The 13,262-nt window shown below is 70.3% G+C and carries 11 protein-coding genes; 5 read left to right on the top strand and 6 right to left on the bottom strand.

Annotation, left to right across the window (positions count from 1 at the left end; genetic code table 11):
• On the top strand, positions 1-934 hold a 934-nt coding region (locus ACT3SQ_RS15860), incomplete at its 5' end, for an alpha-hydroxy acid oxidase (RefSeq protein WP_444601374.1).
• A 52-nt stretch (positions 935-986) separates the two neighbouring features.
• Complete coding sequence (locus tag ACT3SQ_RS15855; protein WP_441444504.1) at positions 987-2,306, top strand: amidohydrolase family protein; 1,320 nt, start codon at positions 987-989, stop codon at positions 2,304-2,306.
• A 53-nt stretch (positions 2,307-2,359) separates the two neighbouring features.
• Here the strand turns inward: ACT3SQ_RS15855 and ACT3SQ_RS15850 are convergent, their stop codons facing one another.
• Positions 2,360-3,376 (bottom strand): LacI family DNA-binding transcriptional regulator, encoded by a 1,017-nt coding sequence (locus ACT3SQ_RS15850; RefSeq protein ID WP_441444505.1) that lies wholly within the window; start codon positions 3,374-3,376, stop codon positions 2,360-2,362.
• Between the two features lie 252 nt (positions 3,377-3,628).
• On the opposite strand from ACT3SQ_RS15850, the gene ACT3SQ_RS15845 reads away from it, so the two are divergent.
• Positions 3,629-4,732 (top strand): hypothetical protein, encoded by a 1,104-nt coding sequence (locus tag ACT3SQ_RS15845; protein ID WP_441444506.1) that lies wholly within the window; start codon positions 3,629-3,631, stop codon positions 4,730-4,732.
• Positions 4,733-4,772: 40 nt separating this feature from the next.
• Here ACT3SQ_RS15845 and ACT3SQ_RS15840 read toward each other — a convergent pair whose 3' ends face one another.
• The 5 genes from ACT3SQ_RS15840 to ACT3SQ_RS15820 form a co-directional block, all read right to left on the bottom strand.
• Positions 4,773-6,017, bottom strand: coding sequence for a Gfo/Idh/MocA family protein (locus ACT3SQ_RS15840; RefSeq protein ID WP_441444507.1), 1,245 nt, complete (start codon positions 6,015-6,017; stop codon positions 4,773-4,775).
• Positions 6,014-7,369: a Gfo/Idh/MocA family protein gene (locus ACT3SQ_RS15835; RefSeq protein ID WP_441444508.1), complete on the bottom strand. Its 1,356-nt coding sequence runs from the start codon at positions 7,367-7,369 to the stop codon at positions 6,014-6,016. The genes ACT3SQ_RS15840 and ACT3SQ_RS15835 overlap by 4 nt, the downstream gene beginning before the upstream one ends.
• A gap of 326 nt (positions 7,370-7,695) precedes the next feature.
• Positions 7,696-8,628: a carbohydrate ABC transporter permease gene (locus tag ACT3SQ_RS15830; RefSeq protein ID WP_441444509.1), complete on the bottom strand. Its 933-nt coding sequence runs from the start codon at positions 8,626-8,628 to the stop codon at positions 7,696-7,698.
• Complete coding sequence (locus ACT3SQ_RS15825) at positions 8,621-9,559, bottom strand: carbohydrate ABC transporter permease (RefSeq protein ID WP_442332386.1); 939 nt, start codon at positions 9,557-9,559, stop codon at positions 8,621-8,623. Before ACT3SQ_RS15825 ends, ACT3SQ_RS15830 begins: the two co-directional genes overlap by 8 nt.
• Before the next feature lie 88 nt (positions 9,560-9,647).
• Positions 9,648-10,955 carry an ABC transporter substrate-binding protein gene (locus ACT3SQ_RS15820; protein WP_444502323.1) on the bottom strand — a complete coding sequence of 436 codons (1,308 nt, stop codon included), beginning with the start codon at positions 10,953-10,955 and terminating at the stop codon, positions 9,648-9,650.
• Between the two features lie 576 nt (positions 10,956-11,531).
• Between ACT3SQ_RS15820 and ACT3SQ_RS15815 the strand changes: the two genes are divergently transcribed.
• A complete protein-coding gene (locus ACT3SQ_RS15815; RefSeq protein ID WP_441444512.1) occupies positions 11,532-12,164 on the top strand; it encodes a DedA family protein in 633 nt (210 codons plus the stop codon).
• Positions 12,161-13,231, top strand: coding sequence for an NAD-dependent protein deacetylase (locus ACT3SQ_RS15810; protein ID WP_441444513.1), 1,071 nt, complete (start codon positions 12,161-12,163; stop codon positions 13,229-13,231). The genes ACT3SQ_RS15815 and ACT3SQ_RS15810 overlap by 4 nt, the downstream gene beginning before the upstream one ends.
• Positions 13,232-13,262 lie beyond the last annotated feature (31 nt).

The raw sequence follows: 13,262 nt of genomic DNA, 5'->3' as shown, positions 1-13,262 counted from the left end.
CTTCACCCGCCTCATGCAGACCGAGGGCGAGACCGCCGGGGCGGGGGCCGCTCAGGCCGCGGGAATCCCTTTCACGCTGTCGACGCTGGGCACCACCTCGATCGAGGACGTCGCCGCCGCCGCACCCCACGGCCGGAAGTGGTTCCAGCTGTACGTGATGCGGAAACGGGAGGTCTCCTACGACTTGGTGGCGCGCGCTGCACAGGCAGGCTTCGACACCCTGCAGTTCACGGTGGACACTCCGGTGGCCGGAGCACGGCTCCGCGACACCCGCAACGGCTTCTCGATCCCGCCGCAGCTGACGGCCCGCACCGTGCTGGACGCGATTCCCCGCCCCTGGTGGTGGGTCGACTTCCTGACCACCCCCACGCTCGAGTTCGCCTCACTGTCCTCGACCGGCGGCACCGTGGGTGAGCTGCTGGACTCCGCGATGGATCCGACCATCAGCTATGACGACCTCGAGATCATCCGCGGCCTGTGGCCCGGGAAGCTCGTGGTCAAGGGGGTCCAGACCCTCGAGGACTCGAAGACGTTCACCGACCTGGGGGTGGACGGGATCATCCTGTCCAATCACGGCGGGCGGCAGCTCGATCGCGCCCCGGTCCCCTTCCACCTGCTCCCGGAGGTCGCCCGCGAGGTCGGCACCGACACCGAGATCGGCATCGACACCGGCATCATGCACGGCGCGGACATCGTGGCCGCCGTGGCCCTCGGCGCACGGTTCACCCTGATCGGTCGCGCCTACCTCTACGGCCTGATGGCCGGCGGCAGGCCGGGTGTGGACCGCGCCATCGCGATCCTCTCCGAGCAGATCGTGCGCACCATGAAGCTGCTGGGCGCGCACTCCCTCGACGAGCTGGAGCCGAGGCACGTCACGCAGCTGCACCGCCTGATGCCCATGCCACGCGGGACCGAGAAGTCCGCGTCCCTCTGAGCGCTGGAAGCATCCCCTGGACATCGACCCGCATCAGGTCTTCACTCGATGGATGAGAACCCCTTTCGCCCTGACCGACATCTGCGTGGTGACGGGCGATGCGCTCGGTACCATCCACCAGAACTGGACCATCAGCGTCGATGACCGCGGCACGATCAGCTACGCGGGTCCCGCCGACAGCGCCGACCTCCCCGCCGACGGCCTGCGAGTCGACGGGCGCGGACTGTTCGTGCTCCCGGGACTCATCAACGCCCACGCCCACCTCTTCGCCGACGGCAGACCGCTCGGTGCGGCCGCCACGAATCCACGGCTGGCGAAGTACGCCACCCGGCTGATGCACACACCCGTCGGCCGTCGGATCCTGCGCAGGCGCACCCGGGAGCACGCGGCCATCCAGCTCCGCTCCGGAGTGACCACGCTGCGCACCGTCGGCGATGTCGCCTACGAGGTGGTCGCGATCCGGGATGCGATCGAGCGCGGCGACATCGTCGGGCCGCGCATCCTTCCCTCCGGTCCGCTGCTGGCGATCTCCGGCGGGCACGGCGCCCCGCAGATCGCCCTGATCGCAGATGACCCCGAGACGGCGCGCTCCCATGCCCGTCAGAACATCCGACGAGGCGCGGCGGCGATCAAGATCTCCGCCACCGGCGGGGTCACGGATGCGATCGAGATCGGCTATGCCGGGAAGCCGGAGATGCCGGAGAACTCGATGCGCGCGATCTGCGAGGAGGCGCACTCGGCCGGCGTGCTCGTCGCCGCCCACGCTCAGAGCCAGGAGGGTGCTCTCGCCGCGCTGCGGGCCGGGGTCGACACGATCGAGCACGGCAGCAGCATGTCCGCTGAGCTCATCGAACTCTTCCTGGACAACCCCGCCTCGCTGCGCGGCTACTCGGCGTTGATCCCGACCCTGCAGGCGTGCCTGCCGCTGGTGAATCTCGACCCGGAGGTCATGGGCGTGGATCCCGTGGTGAGGGCCAATGCCGATCTGGTCCTCGGGGAGATGCTCGGCGGGATCCGGGCGGCGCTCGAGAACGGGATCGCCCTGGGTGTGGGCACCGATTCCTCGGTCAGCTACGTGACGCACTCGAACTACTGGCGGGAGCTCGATCTGCTGCAGCGCGTGGGCGGGATGGAACCCGCTGCAGTCCTCCACGCCGCCACGCAGGGCAACGCGAGGATCCTGGGGCTCGACTCCGTCACCGGCTCGATCGCGGTCGGCAAGGTCGCGGACCTCGTCGTCGTGGACGCCGATCCGCTGGAGTCTTTCCGGAACCTCGCCGCGCCCCGCATGGTCATCGCGCGCGGCGAGCGGATCATCCGCCCGCAGATCACCCGCCTCGAGGAGATCGATCGCCTGCTCGACGGCCTGTGAGCACGCACCGTGAGCACGCCCTGGGAACGACTGAGGAACGGATCAGGAACGGATCAGGAACCGCCCGTCGTCGACTCCCGCTCCACAAGAGTCGGCGTGAAGCTCACGTGCCGGGGTGCGGAGTCGCCGCCAGCGATCTCCTCTTCGAGCAATGCGAGCGCGGTGCGGCCCATCAGATCAGCCGGCTGGGACACCGAGGTCAGCGGCACCACGGTGGAGCGGGCAAAGGCGATGTCGTCATATCCCACCAGCGCGATCTCCTCGGGCACCGCGACCTGGTGGCGGAACGCGAAGGCCTGCAGCACGCCGACGGCGAGCAGGTCGTTGACGCAGAACACCGCATCGGGCCGCTCTGCGGCGCTGCGCGCCACCACCTCTTCGCCGACGGTGCGGCCGGCGAGCACGGTGAGGTCCTCAGCCTCGAGCACCTCGATCTCGACGCCTGCCGCCGCGGCAGCCCGCCTCGCTCCGCGAAGGCGGTCGGCGACCTGGCGGAGATCCTGCCGCGCGGCGACCACGCCGATGCGCCGCCTGCCCAGCCCCGCCAGATGCTGCACCGCGATCTCACCCCCGGCGATGTCATCGACGCTCACCGCGGAGCCGCCAGCATCAGGGTCGCCCTCGAGCAGCACCACAGGGGTGCCGCGGCCGCGGATCGCCTCGACCAGCTCGGCGCTGCCGCCCGTGGAGGCCAGCAGGATGCCGCGCACCCGCTGCTCCTCGAACAGGGACAGATACAGCCGCTCGCGCCGCTCCCGATTGCCGGCGCTGCCGGCGATGACCATCAGCTGCGAGTCCTCGGCCGCGGCTTCGATCCCGCCCACCAGCTGGGCGTAGAACGGGTTCCCGGAGTCCAGGACGATCGCGCCGACGGTGCTCGAGCGTCCGAGCTTCAGCTGGCGGGCGGCATCGTTGCGCACATAGCCGAGCCGGGCGATCACGGCCTCGACCCGTTCCCGGCGGTCCGGGGAGACGATGTCGGGGCGGTTCAGCACGTTGGAGACGGTGCCGACGGAGACTCCGGCCTCTCGCGCGACGTCCTTCATGCCCACGGTGCGGGCTGTGGCCATCACGCATGCTCCTCAGCTGGTCCGCCCGGCCCGGGAAGATCGCCGCGAGCCGCTGCCCTGATTTTATCCTGACGTGCGCGAAGGGGCGGCGGATCGCCGCACGTGGACCCGGCTTCGGCCCAGATCACGAAAGCGGCTCACCCCGCACCGATCTCCGCCCCGCGTCCTATGCTCTGGCTCAGGAGGCCCGCGCCGGGTGGCTGGGCAGCTCGGGACCTCCGCCCGAGCAGGCGACGGCCTTTGGAGGTCACGATGAGCACCGATCCACGAGACAGCGCCGCCCCGACGGGCCACAGCCCATCCGACGAGCCCATCACCGCAACGCACCCGGAATCGCCACCGCAGCAGTCCCCCGCCGTCGCGCGCCCGCGCCATGGATCCGGGCTGGTCGCGCGGATCCTCACGATCGTGTACGCCCTGGTGGTCGCCCCGATCGCCACCGGCCTGCTCGCCTATGGCGGCAGCACGCTGGTCAGATTCGCGATGTCCCGCGGATACGTCGATGCCTCGCTGGGCGAGCTGCTGGCAGGGCCTGCAGGTGCCCGGGTCTTCCTCGGGGCGGGGCTGGGGATCCTGCTGCTGGCGAGCATCGTGGCCACCGGGGTGGTGAGCTCCGCGGGACTGCTCGCCGTCGGGGTGCTGGGACTGCTCAGCGTCGCGATCTCCGCCGTCCCGGAACTGGCGTTCCAGATCTATCAGCACCGCCCGCCGATGGTTCCCCAGGAGGCGCTCGACGGGATCGTCTACGGGCTTCCCCTGCTGCTCCATCCGCTGATCGGCGGGCTCGGGCTGGCGCTGGTGATCGCGCGCCGCCGTCCGGATCCGCATCTGGTCGTCTCTCTGCTCGGCGTGATCGTCGTCCCGCTCGGGCTGCTGCTCGCGTCCCTGATGCTGCTCCGTGGGCACGCCGACGGGGTACGCATGGCCATGGTCTCGTTCTACACCGAGACGCAGCTGACCACCGTGGTCCTCGTCGTGCTCGGGGCGCTGCTGCTGGGCATCGCCGCAGCCGCTTCCCGCTGGTCGCCGTATGCCCTGGTGATCCCTGCGATCGTGCTGCTGCTCGTGTCCGCCGGAATCTACTTCTCCGCTGTCGAGCTGATCCCGCCGGCGGTGTGGTCCGACCCGGCGGGCCAGGCGGGAATGCAGTTCCTGTTCATCGGCGGCGGTTTCGCAGTCGCCGTGGTGATGCTGGTCCACACCGCTGTGCTGGCGATCGTGCGGGCACGGTCCCGGCACCGGCAGCGGATCTCTGCGCTGGCGGCGCCGACCACGGCGGCACCCGCCGGGCCCGCCAGCACCGCAGACGCCGCCGGCGCGTCCGGCACGACGGGCACTGCCGGCACGGCGGGCTGACGTCCTCGACGCCGGCGCGTGATCTCGGACGGCCCCGGGCTCACGCCGTCGGCGCGTGCACCAGCTCTGCCGGTGAGGTCCAGGTGTGCACCGCATCCTCACGCGCCCAGCTCACGCCGAGCTCGGTGAAGGGCCGGCCCGCATCGAGGGCCGCCAGCAGGGTGGCCTCGATATCCTCGACGACGGGATGGGCCTGCTCCCCCTCCCCCTGCCAGTCGATGGCCGAGGCGTGGATCGGGAGCGGATCGGGGACGGATTGGATCGCCTCGAGCACCGCGGAGAACGCCGAGGTGCTCTCGAGCGGGGACAGCAGCGCCACCGAGCGGTCGCGCACATGCGCGGCGAGATTCTCCATCAGGTCGGTGCGGGGGTGGCGGAGCTCCTCGACCGCGCCATCCCCCACCGTGCGGGCGGAGCGGTCGTCGGTGTACCAGAGCCGGTGGCGGCCACTGGTACCGATGATCTCGACCCAGGGCGCGTGCTGCTCCGGAGACGTGGTGGTCAGGGCGCAGACCACGGCGGGGCCGTCCCCGCTCGGGTCGATCCGCAGGAAGGTGGTGTCGTCGGCCTCGATGTCGTGGGCGCGGCGCAGCTCGGTGGTGACCGAGGAGATGTCCGCAGCCTGCTGGATCCCGGCGATGACCAGGCCGGCATGCACGGCATGGGCGAGCGGGTTGGTGGCCACGCCGTCGGCCACCCGGCGGCCGTCCAGGCGTCGCCTGCCCGCCCAGGCGGAGCGGCGGTAGTAAGCGCGGTCGCGCGACCAGGCGCCGTGCACCCGTACCGCGGTGATCTCGCCGAGACTCCCGGCGGCGACTTCACCGGCGAGCACATCCACCCCGGCCCCGCCCCGGGCCTGGAAGCCGACCTGCACGCTGCGGCCGGCGCCGCGGGCGGTCTCGAGCAGTCGCCAGTGGTCGGCGAGCGCCGGCACCGGGGGCTTCTCGAGGTAGACGTCGAGCCCGGCGGCGAGCGCCTCGGTCGCGAGCGGCACATGGGTGTCGATCGGGGTGGCGATGGCGACGATCTCGGGGCGGTCCTCGGCGGGCAGCGCGGCGAGCAGATCAGCGAGGGAGCGGTGGTGGATCCCGCGCAGCTCCTCGGGCGGATCTGCCACGTCGACCACCCCGACCAGGCGGGCAACCCCCATCTCGGACAGACGGGCGAGATTCCGCAGGTGGGCGGCACCGTAGCCGCGGGTGCCGATCAGGGCGACGCGCACCGGCGCTCCCGGATCCACGGCGGCGGTCGGCATGTCGGGGGCGCTGGGGGCACTGGGGGTCATGCGGACTCCTGAACGGCGGGAGCCGAGGACTCCGTGCGGGCGAGATCGGTTCCCAGGGTAGCGGCGACATCCACCGGCGCCCCGGTCTGGAGGGAGATGTTGCCGCAGATCCCGACGGCGATCGCGCGGAAGCCGTCGCGGTGGTCGGAGGTGCGGCCCAGCGGGTCCTCTGCCACCCCCTGGAAGATGTCGCGCAGCATGATCGCGTCACCTCCGCCGTGGCCACCCACGCCCTCGGGGATCTCGACCTGGTGCGCAGGTTCGAAGTGCTTCTGGAGGATCAGCCGCTCCCCCCGCTCGCGCGCACCCTGGTCCGCCGCGGTCACCGCGATCGCGCTGGGATCCAGGTGGGTCTCCGCGCCGGCGGGGATCACCTCGGCGCGCTCGATCACCTCCAGCTCTGCGCGGCCCCGGGTGCCGTTGACCGCGACCCGGTAGCCCTCCCAGGGGCTGTGGGCGTTCAGGGCGTAGGTGAGCACGGTTCCGCCGGAGTAGTCGACGATCGCGGTGAGGTTGTCCTCGGTGGTGATGCCGGGTCCGAACACGGACTGGTCGCGGCGGTAGCCGTCATGCTGCTCGGCATCGAGGTAGAGGTTCTTCAGCCTCTCGTCGTCCCGCAGATCCAGCTCGAAGGGGTCGTGGGCACCGTCGTGGGTGCCGCGCTCGGGCAGCGGTTCCTGGCCGCGGCCAGTGGCGTTGTCCTGGCCATAGAACTTCAGGCCGCCGCGGGCGTAGACCCGCTCGGGGACGGCGTCGGTCCACCAGTTCACCAGGTCGAAGTGGTGGCTGGACTTGTGGACGAACAGCCCGCCGCTGTTGGCCTTGTCGCGGTGCCAGCGGCGGAAGTAGTCCGCGCCGTGCTGGGTGTCCAGCACCCACTCGAAATTCACCGAGACCACCTCGCCGATCTCTCCCGAGGCGATGATCTGCTTCAACGCGGTGTTGCGCGGGCTGTAGCGGTAGTTGAAGGTCACCAGCACCTGACCTCCGGTGCGGTCGATCGCCTCCTGGATCACGCGGGCGGAGGGAGCGTCGATGGTCAGCGGCTTCTCGACGATCACGTCGGCGCCCGCCTCCAGGGCCCGCACCACAAGCTCGGCGTGGGTGCGGTCGGGGGTGGTGACGATGACTCGTTCGACCTTCCCGTCGGCGATCACGCGTTCGAGGTCCTCGGGTCCGGCGAGCTCGACTCCGGCGAAGGCCGGGTGGCGGTCGCGGTGGTACTCCCGGCGGGCGGGGTTCGTGTCGAGCAGGGCGATCAGCTCGGCGTCGGCGGCGTGATCGCCGGCCATCGCGTCGAGATACATCTGGGCGCGGTGGCCGGTGCCGATCAGCGCATAGCGGGTGGGCATGTCTCTCCTGGGGGTGCGTACTGCGAAGGGGTGATGGCTCGAGCCGTACCAGTCGCGAGGCGAGCCGGGCGCGGCCCGCGATCGGACGATTCCGAGCCGATTACGAGCCGGAAGTGGCTCGGAATCGTACGATCGCGCCCGACGGGGCCGGGTGTGGAGCGGGGAGCGGCGGGGGTGGAGGCGGGCGGGGTGGAGGCGGGCGGGGTGGGTGCGGGCGGGGTGGGTGCGGGCGGGGTGGGTGCGGGCGGGGCGGGTGCGGGCGGGGCGGGTGCGGGCGGGGCGGGTGCGGGCGGGTGTTGCGCGGGCGGGGCGGGCAGCGGAGCCGGCTACTTGATGCCGGTGGTGGCGAAGCCCTTGACGAGGAACCGCTGACCGAACAGGAACACCAGGAACAACGGGATCAGGGAGACCACCGACATGGCGAACATGGCGCCCCAGTCGGAGGAGCCCTGCGTGTCCAGGAACGACTTCAGCGCGAGCGGCACGGTGAAGTTGTCCGGGCTGGTGAGGTAGATGAGGGAGCCGAAGAAGTCGTTCCACATCCACATGAACGTGAAGATCGTGGTGGTCGCGAGCGCCGGCAGCATCAGCGGCAGGATGACCTGGAAGAAAATCCGGAAGTGGCCGCAGCCGTCGATGCGCGCCGCCTCGTCCAGCTCGCGGGGGATGCCGCGGATGAACTGGACCATGAGGAACACGAAGAACGCGTCGGTGGCCAGGAACTTCGGCAGGATCAGCGGAAGCATCGTGTTCACCCAGCCGGTCTGGGAGAAGATGATGTACTGCGGCACGATCACCACGTGGATCGGGAGCATGAGGGTCATCAGCATGATCGCGAAGGCGATGTTGCGGCCCCAGAACTTCAGCCGGGCGAAGGCATATGCCGTCAGCGAGCAGGCGATGAGGTTGCCGATCACGCAGCCCAGCACCAGCAGGGTGGAGTTCATCAGGTAGTGCGAGAACGGCTGCGCGAGGGATTCCCAGCCGCGCTGGTAGTTCGAGAAGTCCAGGCTGATCGGGAACAGACCCGGGCTGCGGAAGATCTCCTCATTGGGCCGCAGCGACGAGACGACCATCCACAGCAGCGGATAGATCATGACGATGCTCGACACGATCATCACCGCGTGCCGTACACCGCCGCGGACCATGCGCCGCGGTCGGGTCCTGGGGACGGTCCGGGCCTCGGACGCACCGGGCCCGCGCTGCGGGTCGGCTGCGGAGTGCGCAGCGGTCGGGGATTCGCTCTGCAGATCAGTCATCGTAGAACACCCAGAACTTGGAGACGAAGAAGTTGATGGCGGTGAAGATCGCGACGATGATCAGCAGCAGCCAGGCCATCGCCGAGGCGTACCCCATGTCGAACTGGGTGAAGCCCTTCTGGTACAGGTACAGCGTGTAGAACATCGTCGAGTCCGACGGACCGCCGGTGCCGCCCGAGACCACGAACGCCTGGGTGAACGACTGGAAGGCGTTGATCACCTGCAGCACCACGTTGAAGAAGATGATCGGTGTGAGCAGCGGGATCGTGATCCGGAAGAACTGCGCCAGCTTCGAGGCACCGTCGACCGACGCGGCCTCGTAGTACATCTCCGGGATCTGCCGCAGGCCGGCCAGGAAGATGATCATCGGGGAGCCGAAGGTCCACACGTGCAGCAGGATGATCGTGCCCAGCGCGGTATCCGGGTTCGAGACCCAGCCGGGCAGATTCTCGAAGCCGAACATCCCTGCGACCTGGTTGATCAGGCCGTTCGCGCCGAACATCTGGCGCCACAGGATCGCGATCGCGACCGAGCCGCCCAGCAGCGAGGGCAGGTAGAACACCGAGCGGTAGAACGCCAGGCCCTTGATGCCCTGGTTCAGCACCACCGCGAGCAGCAGCGCCGCGACCAGCTGCAGCGGCGTGCCGACGAACACGTAGATGAACGTGACCACCAGCGAGTTGTGCAGACGCGAGTCCGCGATCATCTCCTTGATGTTCTCCAGCCCCACGAAGTTCGGTGCGGCCAGCAGGCTGTAGTCCGTGAACGCGAGCACGAACGAGGCGATCATCGGGATCAGCGTGATCCCCAGGAACCCCAGCAGCCACGGCAGCATGAAGACTGCCGCCTGCTTGTTGTCGGGGTGCTTCTCCTTCGCGCCGCCCTTCTTGCGATTCGCAACGATCTGGGTGAGTTCACCGACCGCGCTCATAGGCTTCTTCCCTTCTTCATGGGGATCTCGGGGCCGGTCCGCCTGAGGTCGTGACCTCGACGGACCGGCTTCCGGGATGACGGTCTGCTCAGCCCAGGGCTCCGGCGAGGTCGTCGAGCACGCGCTGACCGGCCTCGGCCGGAGTGAGCGTGCCGAAGAGCATGTCCTCGCAGGCACGGGTGAGGATGTCCTCGAACTGACCGCCGCCCTGCGGCGTGATCTCGGGTGCCTCGCCGAGCTCCGCCTCGACCGATTCGAGGAAGTCCACGGCCTTCATGTTCGGCTCGTCCAAGTCCGGGACGATCGCCTCGCGCACGGTGAGGTTGCCGGGCACGCCGCGCTCGACCGAGAGGATCTTGCCGGCGTCGGGAGAGTTGACGAGGAAGTCGACGAAGGCGACAGCGGCCTCCGGGTTCGCGGCCTTCGCGGAGACCGCCCAGTACATCGAGGCCTTGTACCAGAGCTGCGCGTCGGAGGCGGAGCCCGTCATCGACGGCGGCCGGAGCACGACGACGCCCGAAGGGACCAGCCCGTCGTGGGCGACGACCTGGTTCGACCAGGCCACGGTCATGGCGACCTTCCCGGTCGCGAACAGCGACTGGTCCATCGCCTGGGCGGCGTCCTCGACCGAGACGCTGGCGCTGGGGCCGGCCTCCTCGTCCTGGACCTTCTTGGCCCATTCGAACCACTTGGTGGCGGTCGCCGCGTCGAAGCCCGCCGCCCCGTCCTTGTACTGGTCCTGGCCCGCCTGGCGCACATACACCTGGAACAGGCCCTGGACGGAGCCCATCTGGGTCATGCCGAAGGTGCCGTCGGGCGTGGCCTCGGTGATCTTCGTGGCGGCCTCGATGAGGTCGTCCCAGGTCCAGGTGGTGTCGTCCGGGATGTCGACGCCGGCCGCCTCGAAGACCTCGGGGTTGATGAGGAAGGCGAGGGCGTTCAGTCCGGCGTTGATCGCGGCGAGCCCCACCTCCGGCAGCTCGCCGACCTCGACCGAGCCCGGCGCGAAATCGGCGGTGTCCAGGCCTGCACCGGCGAGGTCGAGCAGTGCACCGCGGCCGCCGTACTCGGCGAGGTACTTCTCGTCCATCTGGACGATGTCGGGGAAGTCGTTGCCGGCGGTCTGGGTGGCGAGCTTGTCCCAGTAGCCGCTCCACTCCCCGGGCTCGAGGGCGATCGTGACGTCGGGCGCAATCTCCGCGTAGGCGTCGACGACCTTCTGGGTGTTCTCGTCGCGGGTGGGGTTGCCCCACCAGGCGAGGCGGAGCGAGGCGGAGCCGTCCTCGCCGCCCGAGCCGCCACCGGAGCCGCCGGAGGCGTTCGGGCCACAGGCTGCGAGGGCGGTCAGGCCGGGGACGGCGATGCCGAGCGAGAGTGCGGAGCGTCGGGTGAGCATCAGATCTCCTTTGATCGTGAAAGACGGCGACGGGTCGGGTCGCAGCGGGTGGGGCCGACGAGGTCGGTGGTCGGGGGTGGGATGTCCACCCGAGGGCGACGGCGAGCGGTGGTGGATGCCCCAGCGCCTGCGGGCCCCGGGCATGCCGCTCCGGGCGGGACCGGAGCGTGCGCTGCGCCCGGAGGCTCCGACCGCAGCACCAGCGGAATGAAACTTTTGCACCCGCCAGGCGATCACGTCCCGGTCTTACCGGATCGTGGACCGCGTGGTGGTGAATGCAAGGAAAGCGCTTGTCCGCAGGTTTGTCAACTGTTCCAGATCTCGCTCGCGTCACGAACCCTGCCCTCGCGAGAACGCGTCTGGAATGAGAACGTTTTCAGGCGAGCCGACCCACCCGAGGTCGGCAGACGAGCCTCGCGCGGCAGCTCTCGCGCACTGCGCTCTGAAACGCCTCATTCTGGGGCTGGGACCATCCGGTTCACCCTCATCGCCCTGTCCGCACAGTGCTGTTCATCTGTGCGCCATCCGCGGCCGTTAGCCTCCGGCGCACTGGACGGCGCGCAGGAGGAGGGCCCGATGGACTTCACCGCATGGGCGATCGCCCTGATGGAGCTGCTCGGAGGCCCGGGCACGGCACTGGTGATCGCCGCCGAAGCGCTGTTCCCGCCGATCCCCGGCGAGATCCTGCTGCCCTTCGCGGGGGTCGCCGCAGCCGCCGACGGCCAGCACGTGCTGGTCCCGCTGGCGTGGACCACGCTCGGTTCGGTGTTGGGCGGGCTCGGGGTCTACGCCGTCGGCCGCGCCCTGGGGCTGCATCGCACCAAGGCGGTGGTGAGCCGCCTGCCGCTGCTCGAGGAGCGCGATGTCGACGCGGCGATGCGCTTCTTCGAGCGCTGGGGCTTCCCGGCGGTGGCGATCGCCCGCTTCGTGCCGATGGTGCGCACCGTCATCTCGATCCCGGCCGGGATCGAGCGGATGCCGGTGTGGCTGTTCGCCCTGGCCACGGGGCTGGGCTCCGGGGTGTGGAATGCGCTGTTCGTCGTCACCGGGTATGTGTTCGGGCAGGCCGGGGGTGAGCTGCTCGAGGGGTTCGTGCGCCTGTACTCCGGGGTGGTCGCGGCGATCGGGGTGCTTGCGGTGCTCGTCATCGTCGTGCGTCGGATACGTGCCCGACGGGAACGTCCCACACCGCCTACGCTCGAGGAATGACCAGCGAGCCCGCCTCCGCCCCCGACGCCGCTCGCGCAGATGCAGCAGGCAGCGCAGGCAGCGCAGGCAGCGCAGGCAGCGCCGACGATCCCGGGATCGCTCGCGCAGGCTCCGCGGACGTCGGCCGCTGGTTCGCGACCGCCACCCGCCGCAACCCGGACGGCCCCGGCCCCACCCGCGGCGGACCCCGACTGCCCGCCTGGGGCCCGATGGACGGGGCGCAGTACGGCCACCGCAGCCCCGGCGAGGAGATCGATGCCGCCCTCGACCTGCTGTCCGGGGCGCCGGTAGCGGTGCTCACCGGGGCGGGGATGTCCACCGGCTCCGGCCTGCCCGACTACCGCGGGCGTGATGCGGTGCCCCGCTCCCCGATGACCTACCAGGAGTTCATGGGCCACGACCTGGCCCGTCGGCGCTACTGGGCGCGCTCCACGGTGGGGTGGGAGCAGTTCCGCGCCGCCCGCCCCGGCGCCGCGCACCGACTGCTGGCCGCGCTCGATCCCGCGGCCTTCTCGATCACCGCAGTGATCACCCAGAACGTGGATGGGCTGCACGCGACGGCCGGCTCCGATCCGGTGATCGACCTGCACGGACGGCTCGACCGCGTGCGCTGCCAGCAGTGCGATGCGCTCTCCTCCCGCACCGCACTGCATCAGCGGCTGCTGACGATGAATCCCGAGCTCGCCGCACGGCTCGGACAGCTCACGGCCGACGCCGCCCAGGCCCCCGACGGGGACGCCGAGGTGGATCGCACCAGCAGCTTCCGCTACCCACCGTGTCCGTTGTGCGGCGGGATCCTCAAGCCCGATGTGGTGTTCTTCGGGGAGTCTGCGCGCCGCGAGGTGGTGGCCGCGGCCTTCGCATCGCTCGAGGCTGCCGAGGCGCTGCTGGTGCTCGGCTCGAGCCTCACGGTGCAGTCCGGGCTGCGGTTCGTCCGGGCTGCCGGCCGTCAGGGCAAGCCCGTGGTGATCCTCAACGACGGTCCCACCCGCGCCGATCCGGACGCCACGCGGCGCCTGCACGGACGGCTCGAGGACGTCCTCGGGCGCTGGGTGGCCCGGGCCTGAGGCCTGAACGCAAGGCCCTGCGTCCCGCGCC

Origin of the sequence: Brachybacterium sp. AOP42-C2-15, assembly GCF_052377065.1 — a bacterium.
Taxonomy (GTDB): Bacteria; Actinomycetota; Actinomycetes; order Actinomycetales; family Dermabacteraceae; genus Brachybacterium.
This window is presented reverse-complemented; position numbering and strand designations above follow the sequence as displayed.